General features: G+C 48.3%; 19 protein-coding genes. 9 read left to right on the forward strand and 10 right to left on the reverse strand.

Going from position 1 to position 25,388, the window contains the following annotated elements; all coding sequences use genetic code 11:
* Positions 1-8 precede the first annotated feature (8 nt).
* Positions 9-779 carry a DeoR/GlpR family DNA-binding transcription regulator gene (locus B9Y93_RS21315; RefSeq protein ID WP_085498066.1) on the reverse strand — a complete coding sequence of 257 codons (771 nt, stop codon included), beginning with the start codon at positions 777-779 and terminating at the stop codon, positions 9-11.
* Positions 780-973: 194 nt separating this feature from the next.
* The gene (locus tag B9Y93_RS21320; protein ID WP_085498068.1) at positions 974-3,043 is read right to left on the reverse strand and encodes a bifunctional aldolase/short-chain dehydrogenase; all 2,070 of its coding nucleotides are present in this window, start codon (positions 3,041-3,043) and stop codon (positions 974-976) included.
* Between the two features lie 603 nt (positions 3,044-3,646).
* Here B9Y93_RS21320 and serS point away from each other — a divergent pair.
* Both serS and B9Y93_RS21330 read left to right on the forward strand, forming a co-directional pair.
* Entirely contained in the window at positions 3,647-4,948 is a 1,302-nt protein-coding gene (gene serS / locus B9Y93_RS21325; RefSeq protein ID WP_085498071.1) for a serine--tRNA ligase, read from the forward strand.
* A gap of 246 nt (positions 4,949-5,194) precedes the next feature.
* Positions 5,195-7,132 (forward strand): Calx-beta domain-containing protein, encoded by a 1,938-nt coding sequence (locus B9Y93_RS21330; protein ID WP_085498074.1) that lies wholly within the window; start codon positions 5,195-5,197, stop codon positions 7,130-7,132.
* Between the two features lie 246 nt (positions 7,133-7,378).
* On the opposite strand, the gene B9Y93_RS21335 is transcribed toward B9Y93_RS21330, so the two are convergent.
* The 3 genes from B9Y93_RS21335 to B9Y93_RS21345 all read right to left on the reverse strand — a co-directional run bounded on the left by B9Y93_RS21335 (position 7,379) and on the right by B9Y93_RS21345 (position 10,642).
* Positions 7,379-8,518 (reverse strand): GNAT family N-acetyltransferase, encoded by a 1,140-nt coding sequence (locus tag B9Y93_RS21335; protein WP_085498076.1) that lies wholly within the window; start codon positions 8,516-8,518, stop codon positions 7,379-7,381.
* Positions 8,519-8,764: 246 nt separating this feature from the next.
* A complete protein-coding gene (locus tag B9Y93_RS21340; protein WP_085498078.1) occupies positions 8,765-9,694 on the reverse strand; it encodes a manganese-dependent inorganic pyrophosphatase in 930 nt (309 codons plus the stop codon).
* Positions 9,695-9,820: 126 nt separating this feature from the next.
* Complete coding sequence (locus tag B9Y93_RS21345) at positions 9,821-10,642, reverse strand: GTP pyrophosphokinase (RefSeq protein ID WP_240968229.1); 822 nt, start codon at positions 10,640-10,642, stop codon at positions 9,821-9,823.
* Between the two features lie 284 nt (positions 10,643-10,926).
* On the opposite strand from B9Y93_RS21345, the gene B9Y93_RS21350 reads away from it, so the two are divergent.
* The 7 genes from B9Y93_RS21350 (at position 10,927) to B9Y93_RS21380 (ending at position 17,590) form a co-directional block, all read left to right on the forward strand.
* Complete coding sequence (locus B9Y93_RS21350; RefSeq protein ID WP_085498080.1) at positions 10,927-11,955, forward strand: potassium channel family protein; 1,029 nt, start codon at positions 10,927-10,929, stop codon at positions 11,953-11,955.
* The gene (locus tag B9Y93_RS21355; RefSeq protein WP_085498082.1) at positions 11,952-12,437 is read left to right on the forward strand and encodes a hypothetical protein; all 486 of its coding nucleotides are present in this window, start codon (positions 11,952-11,954) and stop codon (positions 12,435-12,437) included. Before B9Y93_RS21350 ends, B9Y93_RS21355 begins: the two co-directional genes overlap by 4 nt.
* The gene (locus B9Y93_RS21360; protein ID WP_244903528.1) at positions 12,438-12,827 is read left to right on the forward strand and encodes a hypothetical protein; all 390 of its coding nucleotides are present in this window, start codon (positions 12,438-12,440) and stop codon (positions 12,825-12,827) included. It abuts the gene before it with no gap.
* Positions 12,828-12,833: 6 nt separating this feature from the next.
* A complete protein-coding gene (locus B9Y93_RS21365) occupies positions 12,834-14,147 on the forward strand; it encodes a glutathionylspermidine synthase family protein (protein WP_085498084.1) in 1,314 nt (437 codons plus the stop codon).
* Between the two features lie 103 nt (positions 14,148-14,250).
* Positions 14,251-14,658, forward strand: coding sequence for a DUF350 domain-containing protein (locus B9Y93_RS21370; protein ID WP_085498086.1), 408 nt, complete (start codon positions 14,251-14,253; stop codon positions 14,656-14,658).
* Positions 14,659-15,212: 554 nt separating this feature from the next.
* Complete coding sequence (locus tag B9Y93_RS21375; protein WP_085498088.1) at positions 15,213-17,282, forward strand: acyltransferase family protein; 2,070 nt, start codon at positions 15,213-15,215, stop codon at positions 17,280-17,282.
* A gap of 95 nt (positions 17,283-17,377) precedes the next feature.
* Positions 17,378-17,590 (forward strand): DUF2536 family protein, encoded by a 213-nt coding sequence (locus B9Y93_RS21380; protein ID WP_085498090.1) that lies wholly within the window; start codon positions 17,378-17,380, stop codon positions 17,588-17,590.
* 139 nt (positions 17,591-17,729) lie between these two features.
* Here B9Y93_RS21380 and B9Y93_RS21385 read toward each other — a convergent pair whose 3' ends face one another.
* From B9Y93_RS21385 to B9Y93_RS21410, 5 genes are all read right to left on the reverse strand, one after another.
* Positions 17,730-19,748, reverse strand: coding sequence for a Na+/H+ antiporter (locus B9Y93_RS21385; protein WP_085498092.1), 2,019 nt, complete (start codon positions 19,746-19,748; stop codon positions 17,730-17,732).
* 234 nt (positions 19,749-19,982) lie between these two features.
* Complete coding sequence (locus B9Y93_RS21390) at positions 19,983-21,338, reverse strand: MATE family efflux transporter (protein WP_088549358.1); 1,356 nt, start codon at positions 21,336-21,338, stop codon at positions 19,983-19,985.
* Between the two features lie 536 nt (positions 21,339-21,874).
* On the reverse strand, positions 21,875-22,411 hold the full coding sequence (locus B9Y93_RS21395) for a CueP family metal-binding protein (RefSeq protein WP_085498093.1): 537 nt from the start codon (positions 22,409-22,411) through the stop codon (positions 21,875-21,877).
* 791 nt (positions 22,412-23,202) lie between these two features.
* Positions 23,203-24,516, reverse strand: coding sequence for an ABC transporter substrate-binding protein (locus tag B9Y93_RS21405; protein ID WP_085498098.1), 1,314 nt, complete (start codon positions 24,514-24,516; stop codon positions 23,203-23,205).
* A 27-nt stretch (positions 24,517-24,543) separates the two neighbouring features.
* Positions 24,544-25,374: a carbohydrate ABC transporter permease gene (locus tag B9Y93_RS21410; protein ID WP_085498101.1), complete on the reverse strand. Its 831-nt coding sequence runs from the start codon at positions 25,372-25,374 to the stop codon at positions 24,544-24,546.
* Between the last annotated feature and the right edge of the window lie 14 nt (positions 25,375-25,388).

Raw genomic sequence — 25,388 nt, forward strand, 5'->3', positions numbered from 1 at the left:
ATTGTCCTTTATACAGGAGCGTGCAAGGAAGTGACTTGAACGCCTTGCTCCTGAATGATGCCAAGATCGTTCGAATCCGTATATTGATCAGTAATCAAATGGTGGATGTCTGACCACGCTGCAACCTGTGTTAAGGATTGCACACCGAATTTGCTATGGTCAGCAAGCACATACGTCTCATCAGAGATGCTGATCATCTTCCGCTTAATCATAGCCTGCATCTCATTGGACTCGCTGATTCCCCGCTTCAAATGAACCCCTTTGGAAGAAAGGAATGCCTTATCAACATGGTACAGATCAAGCGAGCGTTCAGCCAACGGGCCTACATAGGACAGGGAGCGCGGAAGCAAAACCCCTCCAGTGGAGATAAGCTGCACCTTCTCCTTCTGGCTGACGGCCATCGCAACCTGTATGGAATTCGTTATGACAGTAAGCGCCATATCCGGAAGCAGCTTGGCCATATACCATGCGGTTGTGCTGGCATCAAGCAGGATACGGTCATGCTCCTTAATGCAAGCGACAGCTTCCTCCGCCATTAATCGCTTAAGATCCGCATGCTCGCTTTCTCGTATGGAAAAAGGGATCTCGGTTTGATCCTCTTTCACGCTTACTGCACCGCCATGGCTTCGGAGCAGCTTTCCCTCGCTCTCAAGCCGATCGAGGTCGCGGCGTATCGTCTCTTCCGTTACCCCGCATTCCACACTTAATTCGGACACTCTAACACTACCTCTATCATTTACGGCAGCAACAATATACTGCAGTCTTTCTGCGATCAGCATCGTTCAACCTCTCTTCACCCTTGTCTATTCCGTGCTGCCGTATTCCCGATCTTTGGCAGCAGCATCCATTATCTCTCATTGTACAATAGAAGCAAGGAGGGCACTAGCTGATCTTGACTCTCATCTATTGGAGCACACAGCTAGTGCACTGTACGGAATAGCCCGTCTGAGATGAACACTGCCTGTTCTCCCCGTTATCTCGTGAACGCCGCCGGCACTCCGCCATCAACCGTAATCATGCAGCCGGTCGTCTTCTCTGCCTTCGAGGAGGAAAAATAAGCGATCGCCTCAGCGATGTCTGCTGGGAATACGTTAACGAGCAGCGTCGTTCTCTTGCGATAATATTCTTCCAGCTGATCCGCTTCGATGCCATAGGCTGCTGCGCGCTCATTGCGCCAGCTGGAATTCCAGATGGCGGAACCCTGCAGCACGGCATCTGGCAGAACAGAGTTGACGCGAATGCCATGCTGTCCGCCTTCTGCTGCTATGCAGCGCGCTAGATGAATCTCGGCGGCCTTCGCTGTGCTGTAGGCCGCTGCATTCTTTCCAGCGTAGACCGAATTCTTCGAGCCTACAAAGACCATGCTGCCGCCAATGCCCTGTGCCTTCATCAGCTTGAACGCTTCGCGGGCGACGAGGAAATAGCCGGTTGCGAGCACATTCATATTCAAATTCCATTCCGCTAATGAAGTCTCATCGAAGGGACTTGAAGTGGCTAAGCCGGCATTGTTCACAATAATATCAACACCGCCATATTGGAGCGCACACTGATCGAATGCCGCCTGCACCTCTTCTTCTTTCGTAACATCCATCTTTACAGCGAACGCACGTCCTTCGCCATATTGCTGATTACACTCCTCCGCAAGCTTCGCTGCGCCTTCAAGATTCAAGTCGGCAAGCACGACATGCGCACCGTCCTGCAGCAGCTTGCGAGCAGCAGCGCTTCCGATTCCCCCAGCTCCGCCTGTAATAAAGGCTACCTTGCGAGAGAACTCCGCCTCTGCAGGAGCTAAGGACAGCTTATACAGCTCCAGCGGCCAGTATTCCACATTGTAGGACTCGTTCTCGCTTAAGGAGACGAACTCGCCCAAGGCCGTCGCCCCGCGCATCACGGCAATCGCCCGATGGTACAGAGCACCACTGACGTTTGCCATCGCATAGCTCTTGCCTGTGTTCACCATCCCAAGGCCTGGAATCAAAATGACGCGTGGAGCCGCTTCAAACATAACATCTCCCTCATGCTTATTCCGTTCGAAGTAAGCCTTGTATTCCTCTTTATACGCCGCAATCCCTTGCAGAAGGGCCGCCTTTAGTGCGTCCACATCTTGGCCCTCTGGGTTCCACTCGATATAGAGCGGCTTCATCTTCGTATGCACGAGATGATCCGGGCAGGCTGCGCCGACCTGTGAGAGCGTCTTCGCATCGCGACTGTTTACGAAGGCGAGCACATCTTCGGCTGCATCCACGTTTACAATCATTTTCTTGTTATCGCTAACAGCTCCGCGAACAACAGGCAGCACTTCCGCCAGAATGCGGCCGCGCTCTTCAGCAGCGATTGACTCATATTGCTTGCCGCCATACAGCTGCCCCTCATTCACCTTAGCTTCAATATAAGCTTCTGCTTCCTGAATGATCGCAATCGTCTTGTTATAGCATGCCTCAGAAGTCTCTCCCCACGTCACCAAGCCATGCTTCTCCATGAGGACAAGCTCTGCCTTCGGATTCTGGCGGACCCCTTCAGCAATCATCTTGGAGAGCGTGAATCCAGGACGAACATAAGGAACCCACACATAGCGCTCTCCGTAGATCTCGTCGGCCAGCTCGCGACCGTTATGCGCGCAGCACAAGCTGATTATGGCATCCGGATGAGTATGATCCACATGCTTGAACGGCAAGAATGCATGCAGCAGGGTCTCGATCGAAGCTCTTGGATGCTTGCTGTTGATCATGCAATGACTAAGGTAGCCAACCATCTCCTCATCCGACATCTCTTCACGTTCAAACAACGGCGTTATGTCACTTAGGCTCAAGCCAGTAAAATGCTGACTCTTCATCGTGCCAAGGTCAGAGCCGCTCCCCTTTACCCACATCACTTCGATATCTCGACCGCGGAAATCCTTCTCCACTGTCTTCATGGACGTGTTGCCGCCGCCCCAATTGCACACTGCTCGATCCGCACCAATACGATTGGAACGATACACAAGCTCCGATAAACCGCTTTCAAGATTTGCTGCTTCCGACTTCTCCCATAAGTTCGCTACCACGTCGATATCCCTCCAGGAAGTTGGTTTTATTTGGATTATTGTTGACAAAATAAGGGTAACATACTTTTGTTTATTTTTGTATATATGTTTTTTTATTTTTAAATAAAGATTTTCAAAATCAATATCAGATACAACCGTTCAAAATGATTTTTCACTTAACTGCTCCCTTTCGGAATTTCCTCAATCACTCTGACTTGAAAGAAAGCAATTCGAATGGGAAAGGAATCGCATTATGATACAATATGTATCGTAAAATTCTGACAATATTCGCGCTCCCATCAGGACTGTCGCTCATTCTCGACAGCCTTGCTTATACGCATGCATTGCGCTATAATACATCCAACTTGATATGATTCCAAACGGCCAGTGAAGAGCATCCAACTCAGAGGCGTTCTCGTCAAGGTGATGACAGGTGGCAGTATGCACGGTTATGCAAGCACCCACTCACCCTAAGTTAACCGGACCCGCCCGTTATCGCGGAACCTAAGCGGATTGAATCGGCAGCATCGGTTCAATCAACATGGGTGGCACCGCGGGCTAAGCGCTCCTCGTCCCATTGTGATGAGGGCGCTTTTTGTATTTTTTTACAAGGAGATGGTTATGATGTTGGACATTCATTGGATGCGTGAGCATCAGCAGGATGTACAGAACGCAGCGGATCAAAAGGGAATTGAGATTTCGATTCAAGAGGTGCTGAGCGCTTATGATGAACGCAAAGCACTGCGGCAGGATATGGATGAGAAGCGCGCACTGCGCAACCGGCTATCGCAGGAGATTGGACGCGCAAAAGCAGTGTCCAAGGCATTAAGCGATACGGCAGGTGCGCATATGGAGCAGGTAAGAGAGGTCAATAAAAAGCTGCAGGAGCAAGAGGATGCACTGAGGATGCTTGATGCAAAGGTTAATCAGCTGCTGCTGCTCGTTCCAAACGTCGTGTCGCCAGACTCGCCGATTGGCAAGTCGGATCAAGATAATGTGCTGCTTAAGCAGGTGGGTGCTCCGCCAACGTTTTCGTTTCAGGCGCGCGATCATGTTGAGCTGGGTGCTCTTCACGATATGATCGATATCCCAAGAGGCGTCAAGATCGCCGGCACACGCCACTATGTGCTGAAAGGAGTCGGCGTACAGCTGCATCGTGCTGTCCAGCAGCTTGCCATTGACTATCTGCAGGAACAAGGCTTTACGCTTCTTGATGTGCCCTTGATGGTGCGCGGCGAAGCCATGACTAATACAGCCTTCTTCCCTCTCGGACAGGATCAGACTTACCAGATCGGAACAGAGGACAAATGGCTCGTCGGCACCTCGGAAGTGCCGCTCGTCTCGTATTATGCCAATGAGATCGTAGATGTGAGCACGCCGATTCGCTTGGCTGCGGCTTCAAGCTGCTTCCGAAGCGAGGTGGGATCGGCTGGCCGAGATGTGTATGGCTTATATCGCGTGCATCAATTCGCCAAGGTCGAGCAGGTCGTGCTGTGCGAAGCAGACCCCGAGCTGTCGGAAGCGATGCTGCAGCAAATTACCCGCCATGCCGAGCATCTGCTGCAGCTCCTAGAGCTTCCTTATCAGCAAATGGCCGTCTGCACGGGAGACATGTCGCAGAAGACATATAAGCAGTATGATCTCGAAACCTGGATGCCAAGCCGCGCCTGCTACGGGGAGACTCATTCCTCTTCGAATCTGCATGATTTTCAAGCCAGAAGAGCGGAGATAAGGTATCGGGATCAGGCTGGCAAGCTGAAATACTGCCATACCCTTAACAACACTGCGATTGCTACACCTCGAATCCTCATTCCGCTGCTTGAGAATCATCAGCAAGAGGATGGTTCGATCCGAATTCCGTCAGCGCTGCAACGATATATGAACGGCATGAAAGAGCTGACACCTGCGAAAACAGAAGGAGAATAGGCACAATCGCGTTCACAAAAGATAATGAACGTTGCCATACAGTATAAAACCGCCTCACTGCATAAGCCGCAGCTTGCTGGAGATGTTGTCTCCTTCGGAGCTGAAGCCTATGCAGACAAGGCGGTTTTTCTTTGCTCTACAAAAGAAGTCAGGTTTCGGCATTTTATACGGTTGACTGCTTACAGAAACTAGACTAAATTTTGTATATAGATACATATTGTATCTAAGATTGCAGGAGGTGATCCAATGTCGTTATCTATCGGAAACAAATTGTCGCTGTCACTCGCTGTCATTATTTTAATGCTGCTTGTCATTTCAAGTCCTAAACCAGCGGAGGCATCAACTTGTTCGTTTTATGTCGGGTTTCAATATGATATTCCCAATCTGGAATATCCAGGAGGAAAGTTTCTAGCCAAGGAAAACATCGGAACCAAGCAGGTAACCCTGAAGGCTTACACGCCGAAGCCTAATGAATCCGGTTCTGTAACTCTTAATGTGTATAGTGACATGAACACCAACAACGCTCCCTTATACTCCTCTACGGTTACATTCACGGGTGATGCCCCAACTCAAGTTGTCCACATTCCTATTCAGGATGATACCATCTTGAATGAAGGCATCCGTGAGCAGTTTATTCAATTAAGCAATCCGTCTTCAAATGTATGCTTCTATGAAGAGGATGGCTGGCGCGAAGCCTTTTTGTATATTTTGGACAATGAGCCGCCAACTTTGAGGGTTACCCCTTCTGAAACCTCTTATGACTTAGCTGAGGGAGGAAAAAAAACATTCGAGATCAAAAGATTGGGCGATCTGACCTTGCCGGTTGCTTATCAAATCACGGATACCCCGATCACCGCGCAGAGCTCAGATTATAGCATTTCATCAAACGGAGGCTCCTTCCCAACTGAAATATACCAGGACTATGTCCGCGATTGGCTGAATTCACAGGTGCAATACGTATCGGTGACAGCATTGACGGATACTGAAACTGAAGCCACCGAAACCTTCCAAATGCACATCGCCTCGGCAAATGCACAGATTGACGGACCTTCCACTGTTGACTTCCGAATCATCGGCGTGAATACTTGTTCGTTTTATGTCGGGTTTCAGTATGATATTCCGAACATGGACTACCCAGGAGGAAAGTTTCTAGCCAAGGAAAACATCGGAACCAAGCAGGTGACCCTGCGAGCATACACGCCTCAGCCTAATGAATCCGGTTCTGTTGTCCTTAAGGTATATAGTGATATGAACATGAACAATGCTCCTTTATACTCCACTACAGTTACATTCACGGGTAATGCTCCAACTCAAGTTGTCCACATTCCTATACAGGATGATACCATCTTGAATGAAGACATCCGTGAGCTGTTTATCCAATTAAGCAATCCATCTCCAAATGTATGCTTCTATGAAGAGGATGGCTGGCGCGAAGCCTTTTTGTATATTTTGGACGACGAGCCGCCAACCTTGAAAGTTACCCCTTCTGAAGCTTCACATGATTTGGCAGAGGGAGAGAGCAAGACGTTTGAAATCCGCAGATTGGGTGATCTGACCTTGCCGGTTACTTATCAAATCACGGATACTCCGATCACCGCGCAGAGCTCAGATTATAGCATTTCGCCAACAGAGGGCTCCTTCCCGACCCAAATTGATGGAGACTATGTTCGCGATTGGCTGAATTCACAGGTGGAATATGTTACGGTATCAGCATTGGCTGATACTGCAGTTGAAAGCACCGAAACTTTTCAAATGCACATCGCCTCGCCAAATGCGCAGATTAATGGACCTTCCACCGTCGACTTCCGAATCATTGGCAATGATGGCGGCAGCAGCGCAACCATCCAATTGGAGCAATCTGCTTACGCCACTTGGGAGTACATTAATGTGCTGCCAGTTAAGCTTACGCGTACCGGCAACCTCACACAAGAGGTCTCTGTATGGGTAAGCACCGTGAATGGATCGGCGAAGCGTGACAAGGATTTCGGGTTTGAGCCAGTAAGGATAACCTTTGCTCCAGGACAGCTATCGGCCAACCTTAATCTCTATATCATTGATGACGTATTCTGGGAAGGCAATGAAACCTTCACCCTCCAGTTAAGCGATGCACAAGGCGGTGCCGTGCTAGGAACTGTACAGCAAGCAATTGTGACCATTTATGACAATGAATGGCGAACCCAATAGATCAGATGCCCGCTGACGTTTTGCCAGAGCCGTTTCTTAAAGAAGCGGCTCTTTTCTCTTGTTCGAGGAATCCATACCGATTTGATTAAAACAAAAACAAGCCAAAAAGCCTAAGTCCAAAACATGAACGGGACTTAGGCCAAGCCATGAAGCGCAGCGGCAAGACGATCGTATAGACACGCTGCACCATTAGGTTATTTAACGTATAAAGACTGCTGGGAAGATTCTCGATTATACCAATTGCCTTCAAATAAAATTCAGGCCAGCCGTATACGGCAAAGGAATCGGCAGCAGCTTGTTCAGCCATGGAGAGCTGCCAAGCTCAGGCGCGACGTCTGGATCTGGGTTAAACAGCAAGGAAGCGAACGCCGTTGTAGGAATGACATAACGGACTCCAGCCACGGTAAGCTCCACTTTGTCTTCTCCCTTGACCTCATTAACATCGATATGAGCCAACGCATCTTCATCACGAGTCTCCAAGTACGGGAGCAATTGATTCCAGAAGCGTACCGGATTCACCAGCTTGACGGTCCCTTGGTTCATACCTTTTACGAAAGGAAACGACTTCAACTGTGCAAGCAGACCCGTTTCCTGCCAAGGCACAGCTAAGCGCAGCTCGGGAAGCGATAGATCCGTGATCAGCGTTCCAAGTGCCGCTGCTACGACGTCTTCCTTTCCTCCCCAATCAATGACCATTGGAGAGGCGTCTGTGTGAAGCGGACCTCTAATGCCAAGCGTAATAAAGGCTTCCACCACACCTTCCCGCTCGACAACAAAGATCCGCTGCTCAAGCTTCGCCAAGCTGGCCTGCGCTCGCGCTTGTTCCAGGACCGCCCGTTCCAGTAACCCTCGCTCGAATCGCACCTGGCTGGAATCGGCCAGCTGCTGCCTTACAAGTCGATCACGCTCCTCCGCTTCTCTGATCGTAGCCCCAGCCTCAACTAGCGAAGGCAGCCGGTACGCCTGCTCTCTTGTCAGCTTATAGCGATAGACGGAGCCAAAGTAGACACAGCCGCGCCGTGTATATAAGCTGCGGTCGCCTGACACCAACAGCAAGGAGCCCTGCGAAGCTTCGATATGTTCAAAGACACGATCAAGGAGCAGCCCTGCATATCCCTTTCCTCGGAAGTGAATATCTGTACATACCGAGCCTAATGAAAAACATGGGATCACTGCAGCTCCAATTTTCATTTGGCTTGGGACGAGACCCATGAATGAGACGAGCTTATCATCGACATACATGCCAACAGAGCTCGCATACGCCCCGGAGAAGATAAGGGGAAATGCATCTGCCATCGGTTGATGGCCTTCCTTGCGAAAGGTCAGATCAGCAAGCTTTGCCGCCTCATCCATGCCTTGCTTCTGTACATAGCGAATCGATTCCATAGAAGTTCCTCCTTACCAGGTGCCGTCATCTAAGCAGCTTTAAGTATGATCTCCAATGCATATGAAGAAGCAAATGCGTCTATTCCTTGTCTATACCGCTCTCATGCTGTTTCGCTTCTTCAATCGGTACAAGGTTAAATTGAACTTATCACGCTTCATCCGCAATGTCTATTCAAAAAAAAAGCGACTGTCCCCTTCCGCATAAGCATGAAGGACAGCCGCTTTCGTCTATTTCTATATAAGCGATTATTTGCTCAAAATATCGGTCAATACGGGAACGACTTGAGACTTGCGGGATACAACGCCTTTTAGAACCGCTTTGTTGTCTGCAAGCTTCACATTGAATGCCTGCTCAACGGCATCGGTACGGTAACCAAGCACAATTGCGACAGAATCGTTATTCAAGATATCTGTTACAACAAAGACGAAGACATCCAGGCCCTTGTCCGCAATCACTTGATTCAATGCAGCTGTAACTTCTGCCTCACGGCTTAGCACATCCTGCACGTCAACTGCATTCACCTGTGCAATCTCAACCTTGGAGCTGCCCATCGTGAATTCCTTGGAATCAAGCGTGATCAATTCAGCTACAGACTTATCCGAGAGGTCTGCACCTGCCTTCAGCATATTCAAGCCGTACTCTGCAGCATCCACACCAGCAATACCAGCAAGCTCATGCGCTGCATCGATATCCTGCTGCGTGCAGGTTGGGGACTTGAACAGCAAAGAGTCCGAAATAATCGCGGACAGCATGAGACCCGCGATCTCAGGCTTAATCGCAACGCCGTTCTCCTTGTAGAGCTTATTCAAGATTGTCGCTGTGCAGCCTACTGGCTCTGCACGGTAGTACAATGGAGCACTTGTCTCAAAGTTCGCGATGCGGTGGTGGTCGATTACCTCCAACACTTGAACCTTTTCAATATCGCTGACACTTTGTTGACGCTCATTATGGTCAACCAAGATGACACCATTCACTTCGTTTGCTACCGTTTCAACCAAGCGTGGAACTTCTGCCTTGAACGTATCCAAAGCGTATTGCGTCTCGCCGTTCACATTTCCCAAGCGAACAGGTTCAGCATCTACGCCTAATTGGCGCTTCAATTCAGCATAAGCAATAGCGGAACAAATCGTATCTGTGTCTGGGTTTTTATGTCCGAATACAAGTACTTTTTCCATTGATATAGCTCCTTACACGTTTATTTAGGGCGATATAAGTATAACCTCGTCCCATGATCCAATCAAGATTATACCGCAGTTTAAAGATTATTCCCATCCCTTTAATGGGATATTTTTGAATTCACTTTATTTCAACAATTGATTGCGAAGCAGCGACATCTGCTGATCCCATACGAAGGAAGCCTTAGAGAGCTCAACGAGTTGTTCCTTCGCATCCTCGGGAATCTCCCCGCCTTCATATTTATAGTTGAGCTTGTGCTCAGTAGCAGCCCAGAAGTCCATCGAAGAGGTGCGGATCTGGATCTCTGCTGGCACCCATAGAATGCCCGTTGAAGTAATGACCTTCGTCTCCACAACCATATGAAGACTCTTGTAGCCGCTCGGCTTCGGATTCTCAATATAGTCCTTGATGCGGATAATTCGAATATCCTCCCGCTCCATAATATGATCTTTCATGGCATACACATCGTCAATAAATGTCGTTACGATGCGAAGACCCGCAATATCGAAGATCTCGGTCTGGATCGTATAGAAGATGTCTGGCGTCAATGCGATGTTTTTCCGCTCTAATTTCTTCAACAAAGACAGCGGATCTTTAATTCTTGCTTTGATATGCTCAATCGGCGTATAGCCAAATCGCGTCTTCCAATCGAGATCGATAATCTGGAAGTCGCTCTTCAGCTCATTGAGCGCCATCTCATACTGATTAAACAAGGTGTCCCAATACTTCTGAATCATCTCGAACAAGTCCATCCGGCTAAGGCTTCCATCCATAAAGCGGCTCTTAATCATGTTGCTGTTCATCACGTTGGCAAGCATGCGACCGCCTGGCAAATCAGACTCCACCAAGGACTCTACGTCCACAACCTCCTGAAAGCTGTTCAACTGCTGCTCTTCTTGCTCGGTAGGCAGGGATTCCTGCTGTTCGTGCTGTTGATTATTGTCCATCTGTTATTCCTCCACTTTGTCTATAGCTTGATGCGTGTATATAAGCGATAAGCATGGTATTTGAGATTTAGGAATGGCGTTAAAGGCGATGGGGCTCTCTTCTAGATTACCGCTTGTTAGAGCAACTCGCAAATACTACCCCCTCTTTACTCACCCATCCCCTCTACCTTAAAACTTTTTAAGAAATATGAAACGATTTGCACCCTTGAACGGTCAAACCACGTATAATCAATCTGTTCAAGTATTTCCCATCCGCTTCTAGATCTAATAAGGGAGGTGACACCTTGTTTCTTATTCGAAGGCTATCCATGAAGCTCTTGCGATTAAAAAATTCTATTTTGGCCGCTATTGCGCTAATGTTCATGATTCTCACCGCAAGCCTAGCGTACCTCCTTGAGCCCGACACCTTTACAACCTGGTTCAATGCCTTGTATTGGGTGCTGACGACGATGGCTACGGTCGGATATGGCGATTATTACGCTGTAACCCCATTAGGAAAGCTGCTTACGATCTTTATCTATATTTTTGGAATCGGCTTATTGAGCTTGGTTATCGGCAAGATTATCGACTCGATTGCAGATATGCACCGAAGAAGGGAGACGGGGAAATTGAAGTTTCACGGCAAGCATCATGTCATTATTATGAATTGGAGCCGCAAGGCTAAGTACGCGATCGAGGAGCTCTTGTCCTCAAGTCCAGATATCGATATTGTCATCGTTGACGATCTCGAGAAGCATCCTTATGATCATCCGAAGGTGCACTTTGTGAGCGGAGATCCGACATCTGCCGATATCCTGAATCAGGCAGGCATGCAGGAAGCACGCGCAGCGATCATCTTTGCCGACCCTAAGATTGATGATGCCTCGCTTGTAGATGGCAAATCTCTGCTCATCGCCTCAAGCATTGAGAGCCTTGCTCCACAAGTACATACAACAGTTGAAGTGATGATGGAGAAGCACACCAAGAATTTCAGGCATGTTAAAGTGAATGAATTTATTTTGTCGCATGATGCCGTATCCCGACTGGCCGTTAAGAGCGCGCTAGAAGAAGGCAATATGGATATTTTCAGTCAGCTGCTGAGCAGACAGCATGGAGCCGACATTTTCCAGGTCCCCGTCGATCCGTCTTGGAAGACCTACGAGGATGCCTTTGTGGATCTGCTGCAGCAAGGGGCAACCTTAATCTCAGATCGCAATGACATGCAAATCAACTGCAAGCTGAAAGAGAACATTCCTGCGGATGCCAAGCTGTTCGTCATCTGCCATACGAGCGTCTATGACCAAAAGCTGAGTGGAAAGTCGGTGACATCATGAATGGGAGCTGTTTCCTCTCGTATCAGGAATGGTCAGATCTTGAATTAAGGGTCACAAGAAGCCTCTTCAGCGAAGCTGTGTCCAATCAAGAATTGTTTGTCCGCAAGCTGGTCAACGCAACCGTGATCCACAACCAATGCTTCGAGCACACCTCTCATGAATCTGATCATGGAGGCAATCATGTTATTTATATGAAGCCATTTGGAGCGGATGAGCTGCCCATCTATGGCGCTCGACTGCAGGAAGCCTTGTTCGACTATTGCGATGTCTCCCCTGCCTTGTCTATGGACTGCTGCTATTGGGAGCATGATCGCTTCGTTCGGGGAACTGCGATACGAATGGAGCATGAGCCGCTCAAGATAGCTGGGTTATTGCTCGATCATTACCTCGTCCAATACGAGCAAACCTACGAGAATGTATATAGTGTATTCGATCGAGATCGAAGAAAGGTCATTTTATTCTTAAAAGGAGTGGAACTGTAAATGCAGGATCACGAGCAGCAAGCACAAGCTGCGTCATCCATAAGCCATCGCTCGGCTAAATCGCCAAGCCCCAGCATACGACGAATCTCATCTCATAAAATGGCTGCACTTGCGCTGATTCTTGCCGTGCCTGCTATGCTTGCAGGCTGCAGCAATGAAGAGGAAATCTATGATGAATATTGTTATGACATGGATAATGACGGAACCATTACGTTTGAAGAATGCCCAGAGGGCAGCTATTACGAGGACGATAGCGGCGGCTTCTATTATATATCCAGCACCGATAAACGCTATCGGGCCAAGCCAAGCTCTGCTTCAACCTTCAAATCCTCTAAGAACAGTTCTTACAAAGGATTTGGCAGCAGCGGAAGCAAGAGCATCGGGGGGTAATCAGAAATGCCCTGCACCATCCATCTAGGTTATGAGCATGATTATATCTTTCAAGGAGAGCTTGCAGCACGCATCCCTTATCACCGCATGTACGGCAAGCAATATTGTGTCCCGAGCCTTACTCTCTTTGCGAAGCAGGAAGTGCAAAGGGTTGCCGAAGCTGCGCAATGGGTCGACCGCATCTATTGGAAGGCGTTGCGATTCACCCAGCGTTACTTGCCGGATTCCTTCTTAGTCGAGCAGCTCGGCCTTCACCCGTCCATGATCGAAAGCGCGCGCCTTGAGGTGCCGTATCATGGGATATCAAGACAAGACTGGATTCTGCATGAACAGGGCTTAAAAGTCATCGAAAACAACACGGATACCCCGACAGGGGTGCCCGAGACTGCCTATTTGTCCCAGGCCATGATTGAATCCTTCAGCTCTTATCAATCCGCCTCATCTGAGATGCGCACCCACATTAAGCAGGCCTTTTCGCTATTGATTGACTATTACAGGCAGCAGGGCTTAGACGGGCATATCGCTTTTACATGCTATGACACTCATATTGAGGACTTGACCAACACGCTCTATCTCATGGAAGCCGTACAAGAGCTCGGTATAGACTGCTTCTTCGTGCCGCTTGATGCGCTTGAAATTATTCCTCAGGACAGCTTGTATTATCAGGGCAAAAGGATCTCGATCCTGTACCGGCTGTACCCGCTTGAGTACCTAGTCCACGATCGAGACGAAGCTAGCGATCGGGCCATTGGCGAGGACTTGCTTCAGCTTGTTGCGCAAGGAAAGCTTGGGCTGATTAATCCGGCTCAGAGCATTATTACTCAGAGCAAGGGCTTCATGGCACTGATCTGGTCGCTGTATGAGCATCATGAGGAAGCAAGCGCGATGTGCGGGTTCGATGTATTCGATGAGGAAGAGCTGCAGCAGCTTCCGATTTACTTTTTGCCTACCTATTATGAGCCTTCCGTGTTTCACCTTGCCAATAGCCTTTATGTACAAAAAAGCTACTGGGGGCGTGAAGGAAAGGGAACCACGCTGGTGAAGGGAGATGGCACCCTTCTGTCGAACGAACAGGAATGGGAGGACCTATCGGAGGAAGCAGCAGACATTCGAGATTATTACGAGAATCAACCGAAGATATTCCAGCAGCATCACCCGTTGACGGAGCTTGAGATTCTCACCGAAGAAGGCAGCTATGTAGGATCTTTGCTGCTTGGCGCTTATGTAATTGGCGGCCGATATGCGGGACTCTTGCCTCGAATCGGCGAGAAGATAACCGGAGATATGGCGTACTACTGTCCAGCCGCTGTGGAGATCTAACCCGAACACTGTACTTTCCAAAAAAGAGCTTATAGAAGACTGCCCAGAACTTTGATAAAAGACCTGATGAACATGCTGAATCTATCCTATTAGGGAGGAATATATGGTGAAAGATTTTGGATTCGATCTATTGAATGTGGGGATAGGCATCCTCATTCTACTCGTTATTCTAGGTATCGGCGCCTTCGTCTTTAGCAGGCTGACACGCTTTCAGGATGGCGAGGAGATCGCGAATGGCAACGAAGCCGCAGGAATGTATATGGGGAGCAAACTGCTAGGGCTTTGCATTATTGTAGCCATGGTCTCCTTCAGCTCTCACTCCTGGACTGCCATGCTGCTCTGGTCGGCTGTAGGCATTCTACTCCTATGCCTCGTCTACTTGCTATTTGATTGGGTTACACCAAAAATCAAAGTATGCGAAGAGATTAAGCGCGGCAATATGGCCGTCGCTCAGCTGCTCCGCTCGCTTATTATTGGAGTATCGGTTGTTATTGGTACTTTTCTAATGTAACCCAATTCACTGACAATAACAGGTATGTAATTATATACAATCTATCATCGTGATCGGTAAGGCCCTCTTATGCTTGTACGTCAGAGGGCCTTTTTGTGCGCGATTGCCTCCCAGTATTTCCAAGCTCTTTTATCCACCACTATACCGCTACCTTTTTCAACAAATGAAGTATTAATAAAAGGCAGCTTGATCACTGGCTGAAACATGACGATATTGATACAAGTCTGTTACTCGGTTGATACGCTTCTGCTACTATCCAACTTTAGAATAGAAATATCCCAAATGTTGATAACCAATAGTAAGCCTTGTGATCACATGACAACAGGTAACGATATAGTTGAATTCGTCCCATCTCATGATCGAAGTGGGGCTATTTGTCATGAAACTTAGAAAACTCATGCTACGCGGTAAGATCAAGTATGAAAGGATTTCTGCAGCTATGACACGACATCTTAGACACCAGCCATTAATCAAGTTCTTCTTCAAGACCTATGGGTATACATTTATATGGAAAATGATATCCCATCACCACGGCCAAAGAGGAGGCCTTTGTCATGCCTGAGCCCCATGATGCCAAACCCCGTTACATAACTGGTCTTGACGGCTTGCGAGCGATAGCCCTGCTGGCGGTTATCGCTTATCACTTAAATCTTAGCTTTGCTTCAGGCGGCTTTCTTGGGGTAGAGATCTTCTTTGTTCTCTCTGGCTACTTGGTCACCCACCTCCTGCTTATTCAGCGGGAACAACGAACGAGCATTCATCTGAAGAACTTCTGGATGAGGCGTCTAAGAAGACTGCTTCCCGCCCTCCTGCTGATGCTTATTGGAACAATCGTGTATATGACATTCACAGCAGGAGATCGGATTGCCACCTTTCGCGGTGATGTCATCTCAGCGCTCTTCTACGCCAACAACTGGTACTTGCTGTTCCATCACGTGTCGTACTTCGAGAGTTTTGCCAACCCATCGCCATTTCTGCATCTTTGGTCGCTTGCTGTAGAAGGACAATTTTATGTTCTATGGCCGCTTCTCGTCATGCTGGGGCTTCGCTTCACGCCAAAGCGCTGGCAGTTTGCCGCTTGGACATTCGGACTCGCCGTTATCTCGGCTTTGCTTATGGCGTGGCTGTACGACCCCGCTGCAGATCCAAGCCGTGTCTACTATGGCACAGATACACGCGTATTTGCACTATTGATCGGTGCCTTAATTGCCATTATTCAACCGCAGCGTACGTCATCTAGTACTCCACCGCGCTTTAAGCTCGGCATTCATCTTGTAGGAATGGTTGGACTTTTGATCCTATGCTATTTGATGGGGACAATAGATGAATACAGCGAGTTTTTGTATCGAGGAGGATTCGTGCTGCTCTCTATCGGTACTGCCATGCTTATTGTTGCAATTGTACAGCCCGGAAGCTTCTTCAACCGCATGCTGAGCTTCAAGCCGCTGCAGTGGATCGGACTTCGCTCCTATGGAATCTATCTTTGGCATTACCCGATCATTGTGCTGACAACACCGCTTGTAAACACCGATGGCTTCAGCTGGATAAGAGCACTCCTGCAAGTCGCGGCAAGCCTGCTCCTTGCCGAGCTGTCTTGGCGGTATATTGAGACTCCGATTCGAAAGGGGCAGCTTTCAGGCTTCTTCAAGCCGATAACAAAGCTCAAATGGGACGCTCGTCGTCTCACCTTGCAGCAGTGGATGAGTGTCGGCTGCACAGCGCTTGTCATCTCCATCTTCTGTTATGGCATGATTGCAAACAAGCCGCTTGCTTCAGCTCATCATACGTCTCTATTGGAAGGAACCGCAGATCCTAAGCAGTCTGCTGAATCAACGGCAGATCAAAATCTTCCTGCTTCTCGGCAGCATCCTGATCTGGATTCCAGTTCTTCTTCCAGTTCCGAACAAGGAACAAGCGAGGGGCAGGAGGGCGCATCTACGGGACAGGATTATGCTTCCCCTGTCAGCACGCTTCCTTCAGCAAAGCCACAGCCTCCGAACCCATCTGGCGGAAAGTCAGAGGCTGCTTCGCAAGCTCAAGAAGGAGGGTCCGTGAACAAGGAGGCGAATAAGGAAGGCCGTGCGCAGCCTGATAGCGCTGGCGAGGATGCCGATGAAGCAGCCACGGCTTCATCTTCCTTAAAGGGACCTTCCGGATGGAACATCACCGCAGTAGGCGACTCTGTCATGCTCGATACGAGTCCCTATCTAGAGAAGCTGCTCCCCGGCATCACCGTTGATGCTGAGATCGGCAGGCAGATGTCTTCTGCTCGCGAAGTTCTGCAAGATTATAAAGAGAGCGGCAAGCTTGGCAATGGCGTCATCATCGCACTCGGAACGAATGGCGCGTTCAATTCCAAGCAGTTTCGCGCGATGCTCGATGCGCTTGGCGAGCGCGAGATCATTCTCGTCAATACACGTGTGCCGCGCAATTGGGAGGATCGTGTAAACGATACTTTGGATGAGATCGCTGAGGAGAAGTCCAACGTAACCTTGGTGGATTGGTATGCCGCAAGCGCGAATCACGATTCCTATTTCTCGCCTGACGGGGTGCACCTTGAAGCAGAAGGTGCGAAGGCCTATGCGGAGCTTGTTGCAGGCTGCATCAAGAGTTTATCCTCCTAAATACAGCTGGGCATAGTATAATAGATCAAGAGACAGGCTTTTCGCTTAAGCCTGATTATAGATTCATTACGCGAACAAAGGGTGATCCAGCACGAATGTTTATTCTTGAGAACATGGAGACGAAGATCGAATTGTACGAAGCCTACGATCTGAAGACCTTGGAACGCAAGATCGAAGAGCAAATGGAAAACAACAAAGCGCTTCTGCTTGACGTCTACCACATTCAGCATCAGGTCACGTTCGATCCAAATCGCAACAAAATGCTCTATACCGCTGTTGTTCATTACAAAGGAAAAAGCAGCCGCTAGTCTGCAGCACATCTTATAGCCTAGCCACCTCAGCGTATCGCTATAGCATGTATAAAGGAGTCTGCACGGCCTTGTTGACAAGCCGTGCAAACTCCTTTTTTGTGCAGTATGACATCATTGCTTCGCAGGCCTAGTGCGCTTAGATCTCGCCGCGCCCAAGCATATAGGACTCCCGGTAGCTGATGTAGAAGCGCAGCTTATTGGCCAGCTTGCGCGTGATCTGGCCTTGCTCGAAGCGAGTCTGTATAGCGTCTCGTTCCGCTTGGAGTCCAAGGTGGCGCAGCTCCTTGAGCTGCTGCTCCCAATCCTCATCCAATGGACGCTCCATCCCTAATCGAGCCTGCATGGAATCCGTGACGGAGCTGTAAAGGGTGATAAGCTGATCCACCGCCTGTGCATTATCCTGCGTCCGCTCCTGCTTCAGGTGCATGATCGCTTCCTGCACGGTTGTAAGCTTCAAGCGAAGCACCTCCTGATTCGCCTCGCTCATCGCTTCAGTCATCCCTGTTCGGTTGCGCTTGACGAATCGGTTCCACACCTCTTTTTTCACGACATTCCACATATAGCTGCGGTCGCTAAGCACCGATTCACTCTGGTTTAAGATGTTGAGCAGCTGATTCGCGGTATGTTCTTCTACCGCTTCTTCAGCCAGCAGTCTCTTTACCGCTTGGCGTTCGGTCTCAAGCGCCAGCTTTCTAAGCTCAATCATCTGCTTGCGAAGCTGCTTTTTGCTTCCTAAGCGATAGGGCTCTCTAGACAGCTGCCTTATGGATTGGCGATATTCACGGATGATGACACCTACCGCAAGGGCATTGTCTGGCGTCTTCGCTTCATGAAGCGCATGTATAGCTGCGCGCATGCCTAAGATTTGCGTGACTTTCTCAAGCTTCTCCTCCTGCTGCTCCTTGCTGCTGTCAGACTTCTTCGTGATAAGCGGAAGCACGACGCTTGCCACAATAAGCGACAGCAAGATGACTCCCGCAGCTAAGAAGATGATTAGATCCCGCTCAGGAAATGCTTCGCCGTTCGCTAAGAAAAACGGAATCGAGAAGGCACCGGCCAACGTCACCGCTCCTCGGACGCCAGATACTGTCGTTATGAGCACATAGCGTGCGGAAGGCAGCTGATCTTGTTCATTTGCAGGTAGAATCCATCGTGAATACAGATAAACCCAAGCATACCGCAGCACGAAGAGCAGCAGGTAAATGACCCCGATAAGGGTAAAAACTCGCTTGTTGCTGTACAGTGGATCCGTAAAAATTGTCCCAATCGCATCCGGAAGCTGAAGCCCCAATAGGACAAAGACGAGACCGTTCAGCACAAACAGCAGGATCGACCAAGTGCTGGAGGAGACGATATGGAGCTTCACCAAGCTCTTCTCGGTTCGTTCCTCTTGAATAGCATGAACCAACCCGCCTGATACTGCTGCTAGAATGCCCGACACCCCGATATTCTCCGCAACCATATAGATCATAAACGGCGTTAGAATCTGAATAATGACATGAATAGTCACATCTTCCATGCCGAAGCGGCGCAGCATCACCTGCGTCCAGCTGATAGCCTGCGCGACAACAATCCCTGCAAGCAGACCGCCCACCGCAACCAGCACGAAGCTTACACTCGCTTGTGCAAGCGAGAATACGCCGGTAACCGCCGCCGCAATCGCAAACTTAAAGGCAACGAGACCTGAGGCGTCATTCATCAGCGATTCACCTTCTAACAGCCTCATCAAGCTTTTGGGCATTTGCACCCTCTTAGCCATTGCACTGACGGCAACCGCATCCGTCGGCGACAAGATGGCGGCCAGTCCAAAGGCGGCGGCAAGCGGAATCGTCGGAACAAGCCGATGAATGGCGTATCCCACCACGACAACAACGATAAAGACTAGGCCTACGGCAAGCAGCAGGATCGGACCCTTGAGCCGCCACAGCTCCTTGCGCGGATAATGCTTCCCATCGTTATACAGCAGGGGAGCAATGAATAATAGAAAGAACAGCTCATGATCGAGCGGCATATGTATTCCCGTCGGAATCAGCGCAACAAGTGCACCGAGCGCGATCTGGACAAGCGGGATAGGAATTGCTGGAACAAAGCGATTGATGACTTGTGAGACGCCAAGCAAGGCGATCATCAGCAGCGCGGCTTCTAATACCTCCACAGGCATCCTCCTCCTTCTGCAATAAAGTAATGATATAAATATACCCTATTTTTGAGTATTTGATCATGTGCTGGATTTTGATTAGATGCGGAATGTTGGAAGAAAAAAGACAAGAAGGCGGCTCCCTTCTTTATAAAGACAGGGAGCCGCGCCTTCTTGCCTGCATGAATCTTATTATCGCACGGATCATAATAGATAGCTCCTGAATAGCTTGCATGCCATGCAGAAGAACGTCTATCCGACAAGCCGCGTAATTTTTTTCTTTTTCCATACCAATCGATAGTAGCCGTACTGCAAGATCAGATTCACGATAAAGGCAGCGGGATACCCAATCCATACGCCTTCGATGCCAAGCGAAGTATGCTTCGAGAGATAGTAAGCTACTGGAACTTCTACGAGCCAGATGGAGAAGATGCTGAACAGCATCGGCCACAGGACTGTACCGCTCGCACGCATCACAGCTCCGACGATCTGTGCCTGACCGAAGATCAAATAGCTCCAGAGTGTAATCATAACAAGGCTGTGCGCAATGTTGATCGTGCTCTCATTCGTAAGGAACCATGAGAGGATATCTCTAGAGAATACATATACCAGCAGGATAAATATACCGCCAATAATAAGATTGAGCACAGCTCCGGCGCGAAGCACCTGCTTCAGCCGATCCATCTGATTCGCACCAATTGCTTGCGCAGCGAAGATGGAGACAGCGATACCCAAGCTTACGGCAGGCATCTGCACGTAGCTGACAACCTGATTCACCGCTCCATATGCAGCAGTCGAATCTGAGCCAAATACATTTACAAAGGAAATCACCGCAATCTCCGACAAGGAGATCAAAATCATGTTCACGCTCGCAGGTATGCCAAGTCGAAGCAAGAGCTTCAAGATCTGTCCATCCATGCGAAGATGACGCCTTACTGATGCATCAAAGCGCAGCGGATGCTTCTTCACCTTCAGGTACACCAGCATGACAACAACGGTGATGACAACAGAGACAAGACCTGCATAAGCAGCGCCATACAGCCCAAGCTTCGGCAGTCCAATCCAGCCGAAGATAAGAAACGGAAGCAGCGCAACATTGAGCACCGTGTATACAATCAAAAAGAAAAACGGCGTCTTGGAGTCCCCGATTCCCCGGATAAATGTCGTATAGACGTTAAAGATGAACATGATTGGCATGGATGAGAACAGAATGCGAGCATAATGCGCGCTCATATCCAGAACATTCTCTGGTGTTCCCATAAGACGTAAAATATCAGTGGCATAGATGACGCCAACAATCGCAAGCACGATTCCGAGAATAAAGCTGAAGGTTAAGGTTGTTCCGATAATGGCCTTCATACGCTCTTCATTGCGCGCACCAAAGGCCTGACCTATTAGAATGGAACTGCCTGACCCGACGCCGATTGAAAACGAAATAAGCAAAAAGAACAACGGGAAGAAGGCCGATATCGCTGCTAGTGCGTCTTCGCCTACCCATCTTCCTACCATAATGCTGCCGATCAGTTGACCGATGGATTGAAGGGAGTTGCTCAAAATTAAGGGGATCAGGAATATCAGCATTGCCTTCCACGTCTGGCTGTGCTGCATGCCTCCGTGCTTAGCCTTATTATGCTCTGAAATAGATGCGGCCTGATCTTCAGTCTCTTGAAGCGATTGATTCGCTTGCTCTTCAAACCCGCTCATTGCGCGGGACTTGGCTTGGGATTGTTCGGGGGGATTCACATTAACAACTCCTTATCTCTGAAAACAAACAAAATACAAAATCGTTTATTTATGTATAGATATTATATAATTAATCTAATAATTATCAATGGAAAAATTAATTCTAGCTTTGTGTTCCTCTCCTTCAAAATCATTCATCACGCATTAGCTGTGGATTACAGCGCAGATATGAATATAGGGTCATAGCCCTCATTTATCTTACCATTTCTACCCTCATATGAAAACATACATTCGCATTTAATTGTAAAAATGATGTAAATTGTTCAGTGAACTCGCAGCATTGGCTCATCATCTATCTGTACAGCAAACAAACAGCCCATACCTGTTAGATATAAGGTATGGGCTAAGCGTTGTTATTTAATTGCAAGCTTTAATCTTGGATCATCATTAATCGTTAATGATTATGTCAGCTGCATTGTCGTGATGCACGTGTTGTCATCCTTAAAGGTAGATATCTCCGACTCTGATGTTCTGCCATCATGCGTAATCTTGACCTTGAGCTGCTGATCACGCGGGAGCCAGAGATCAATGAAGCCATTCGGCTGCGACTTGATCATTTGATCCAGCACTACATTCCCATCACGGTCTTCCATGTATACCTTGAATTCCTCATTCGCTAGTTCACCTCGGCACGTTGCCAGATTGTGAATAGCGCATGGATGGGTCTCATCTACGAATGGAGCAATAGAGACGAAAAATTCGTCCTCTGGCAAGGCATACACCGTTGCTTTGGCATTCTCATGAACAACCTTCAGCTCGGTAGAATTAATAGAAGCAGATGCTGCTGTGCTCTTCCCTAAGCTGAAATCCTGCACAATCTGCTTAATGTCTGCTGATACGACTGGACTCGCTTCTTTAGTAGGCTGATTCCCAATATACCAGAACACGCCCAACGCAATAACGGCGAATCCAGCAATCCCCATCATAAGCTTCTTCATCCTAATCCCCCTTCTTACTCTTCTTTTCCATTTCCATTACTAGTCATCGCCAAGCTGTTACTCGGATAATACCATGTAGAGCGGTAGGAATGAAATTAATCATTTATCGATTATTTGAACATTTTGTGCAGCACGTTTCTGCTCTCATGGATCGCTGCGCTCCTATAAATCGAAGAATAGAAACGTTCTCATCCAATTGCACTGGAAGAGTCTCCAAGTTATCACCGGCACCTCTACTTTAAAATATTTTTGTAAATAGGGATGTTGGCGATTACTTGTAAAATCATCTATCCTCATATATTAAACTACCCTTACTATCAAAAAATGATATGGTAGTATCTCGATCATTAATGATTGGAGATTCAATAAGATACGCCCTTTGATCTTGATTAAAGATATATTCCTTTTCAGTATCATCCGCAAAGCGAACAATAAATGATGCACTATTATTCAACACAGATTCATTGGTTACATAGAAACAAAATTTACCTTTCGTATAGCATCCATATGTAATACCATATTTTGAAAGCGAGGATTTCTGATTAACGTATTGGATCTTGTCTTTTTTTTTTTCTTTCATGATATATACAGCAATAATACTATTGCCAGCATAAATGATTTCCGATTCACTCCATCCCCCCTCAGACACAATAAAAGTAGAGAGGAAACAACGAAATGATTGCTTCCTCCTCTTTACCTATTATCAATTATAATGTAATTTTTACAACTGTTGGTGTTAAAAAAGGTACAGCCTTCATCAAGAAGAGCCATACCTTTTCCATCATTCATCATTATTTATTGAGCAGTGCATCTGCTTTCTTCGCTGCTTCCGACACTGCTGCCTCTGCTGTGATCGAAGAATCAACAACGGCGCGGAGAATCTCATCCTTAATGATCTTCGCAATCTCAGGATATACCTTCTGCATTGGACGAGGGCCTGCGTACTCAAGCTGATCAACGGCAACTTTAAAGAGCGGCTTCTCTTCATACAGCTTCTTCATCTCATCGCTTTCTACCGCACTGACACGGCTAGGAAGATAGCCTGTGTAGGAGCTTGCATAAATCGTCTGCTCCTTAGACGTCATCCACTTGATAAACTTCCAGGCAGCCTCCTGCTTTTCAGGAGATAGGCCGGATGTCATGACGAGATTGGCACCGCCCGTTGGTACTCCGTAAGTGTGATTCGCAGGCATGAACGTTGTTCCAAGCTCAAAGCCCTGCTCCTCGGCAACTTTCATATTATTGGTCAGATCCGCAGTCGAAGAGAACATCATGGCAGAACGCTGATTGTGGAAATCCGTCTTCGCCTGCGCACCAGCGTCATCCGTCGTGCCGATGTTCATGATGCCTTCGTCCTTCATCTTCAGCCACAGCTTCACAGGATCAATACCGGTCGCATTGTTGAAGGCTGCGCTCTTTCCATCCTCGCTAATCATGGTGCCTCCACTCTGTCTAACAAAGCCTTCATAGTACCAGATATCGATTGGCATGGAGATGCCATAGCGTTGATCTTTGATCGTAAGCTTGCGGGCGTATTCTTCGAACTCCTGCCAATTCTTCGGTCCTGCCGGATCAAGCCCCGCTTCTTTGATCATCGTACGATTCAAGTATAGGATGGGCGTGCTGCGCAGATAAGGCAGAGCATACAGCTTGTCGTTCACGTAAGAGTTGCCCATCAGGCCCGGAATGAAATCCTTCATATCCATTTGATCCTTCTCAACAAAAGCAGTCAATTCCTGTGTCATGCCTGACTCGGCAAAGATACCCACCGAAGCAATCTCATTTTGCCAGACTTCTGGAGCATTGCCTGCAGCAAAGGCCGCCTGCGCCTTGGAATGCTGGTCCGCATAAGAGCCTTGGTACTCTGCTTTTACAATGACTTCATCCTGAGATTCGTTAAACATTTTGACCAAGTTCTCATTGTTCTCTGCAATCTTGTCGCCCCAGGAATACCAATACGTAATCTCAATTGGCTTCTTCGCCGATCCGGTAGAGCCGCTGCCTGAAGGCGTCACTTCTTGATTAGCTGATGAGTTGGAGCTGCCACAAGCAGTCAGGGTGAGTGCAAGCGTCGTCGCTAACAAAATGGATCCGATTTTTTTCACAGGTAAGCCTCCCGTTAAATAAGTGGTTTATTTTACGCCAGAGTAGACAAATGCTTTGATAATTTGACGTTGCGCGAATGAGAATACGATTAGAATCGGGATGACGAGAATCATATTGCCCGCCATCAAGATGTGCCAAGCAGCGCCTCCATCGACTTCACGCAGCTTCGAGATTCCGATCGGAAGCGTTCTTGCTGCATCAGAGGTCGTCATGACAAGCGGCCAGAAATAATCATTCCAATGCGCGATGAAGCTGAATAAGGCAAAGGTGACCAGCGTTGGCCGCGCCATCGGCACCATGATCTTCAGAATGATCTTCCACTCCGGCGCATCGTCAAGCCGCGCAGCCTCGATCAGTTCCTCCTGCACCTGCTTAAACGATTGTCTTAACATAAAGATGCCAAACGCACTGGATGAGAACGGGAGGATCAGCGCCAATAGATTATTGATCAGCCCCCATTTGCTCATGAGCAGGTATACGGGCAGGAAGATCAATTGACCGGGTATCATCAAGGTCACCATCGTAATCCCGAACAGCAGCTTATCTCCCTTGAAGGAGTAGCGGGCAAACGCATAAGCAGCCAAGGTTATCGTCGTAAACTGCAGCAGCAAAATGCTGATCGATACAACCACACTGTTCATCAGATACTTTAGAAATGGACCTGAATTCCAAGCTGCGGCAAAGTTGCTCCACATAATCTCGGACGGTATCCACTTTGGCGGGAAGATTACCGTCTCAGAATAGGATTTCAAGGAGGTTGAGATCATCCAGAGGAAAGGAATGACGAAGATCGCAACCAAGACGAGCATGGCTGTTACATTTAATACGCGGACTATCGATTTGCTTGCTGTAGTCATCTTGTCATCTCCTT

The sequence above is a fragment of the Paenibacillus aquistagni genome, from assembly GCF_900177815.1.
GTDB classification, from domain to species: Bacteria; Bacillota; Bacilli; order Paenibacillales; family Paenibacillaceae; genus Paenibacillus_B; species Paenibacillus_B aquistagni.

Excerpts from the sequence above, each read along its gene's own strand:
- B9Y93_RS21315 (WP_085498066.1), bottom strand. The coding sequence starts at position 779 with ATGCTGATCGCAGAAAGACTGCAGTATATTGTTGCTGCCGTAAATGAT.
- serS (WP_085498071.1), top strand. The coding sequence starts at position 3,647 with ATGTTGGACATTCATTGGATGCGTGAGCATCAGCAGGATGTACAGAAC.
- B9Y93_RS21330 (WP_085498074.1), top strand. The coding sequence starts at position 5,195 with ATGTCGTTATCTATCGGAAACAAATTGTCGCTGTCACTCGCTGTCATT.
- B9Y93_RS21335 (WP_085498076.1), bottom strand. The coding sequence starts at position 8,518 with ATGGAATCGATTCGCTATGTACAGAAGCAAGGCATGGATGAGGCGGCA.
- B9Y93_RS21340 (WP_085498078.1), bottom strand. The coding sequence starts at position 9,694 with ATGGAAAAAGTACTTGTATTCGGACATAAAAACCCAGACACAGATACG.
- B9Y93_RS21345 (WP_240968229.1), bottom strand. The coding sequence starts at position 10,642 with ATGGACAATAATCAACAGCACGAACAGCAGGAATCCCTGCCTACCGAG.
- B9Y93_RS21355 (WP_085498082.1), top strand. The coding sequence starts at position 11,952 with ATGAATGGGAGCTGTTTCCTCTCGTATCAGGAATGGTCAGATCTTGAA.
- B9Y93_RS21360 (WP_244903528.1), top strand. The coding sequence starts at position 12,438 with ATGCAGGATCACGAGCAGCAAGCACAAGCTGCGTCATCCATAAGCCAT.
- B9Y93_RS21365 (WP_085498084.1), top strand. The coding sequence starts at position 12,834 with ATGCCCTGCACCATCCATCTAGGTTATGAGCATGATTATATCTTTCAA.
- B9Y93_RS21370 (WP_085498086.1), top strand. The coding sequence starts at position 14,251 with ATGGTGAAAGATTTTGGATTCGATCTATTGAATGTGGGGATAGGCATC.
- B9Y93_RS21375 (WP_085498088.1), top strand. The coding sequence starts at position 15,213 with ATGCCTGAGCCCCATGATGCCAAACCCCGTTACATAACTGGTCTTGAC.
- B9Y93_RS21380 (WP_085498090.1), top strand. The coding sequence starts at position 17,378 with ATGTTTATTCTTGAGAACATGGAGACGAAGATCGAATTGTACGAAGCC.
- B9Y93_RS21390 (WP_088549358.1), bottom strand. The coding sequence starts at position 21,338 with ATGCAGCACAGCCAGACGTGGAAGGCAATGCTGATATTCCTGATCCCC.
- B9Y93_RS21395 (WP_085498093.1), bottom strand. The coding sequence starts at position 22,411 with ATGAAGAAGCTTATGATGGGGATTGCTGGATTCGCCGTTATTGCGTTG.
- B9Y93_RS21410 (WP_085498101.1), bottom strand. The coding sequence starts at position 25,374 with ATGACTACAGCAAGCAAATCGATAGTCCGCGTATTAAATGTAACAGCC.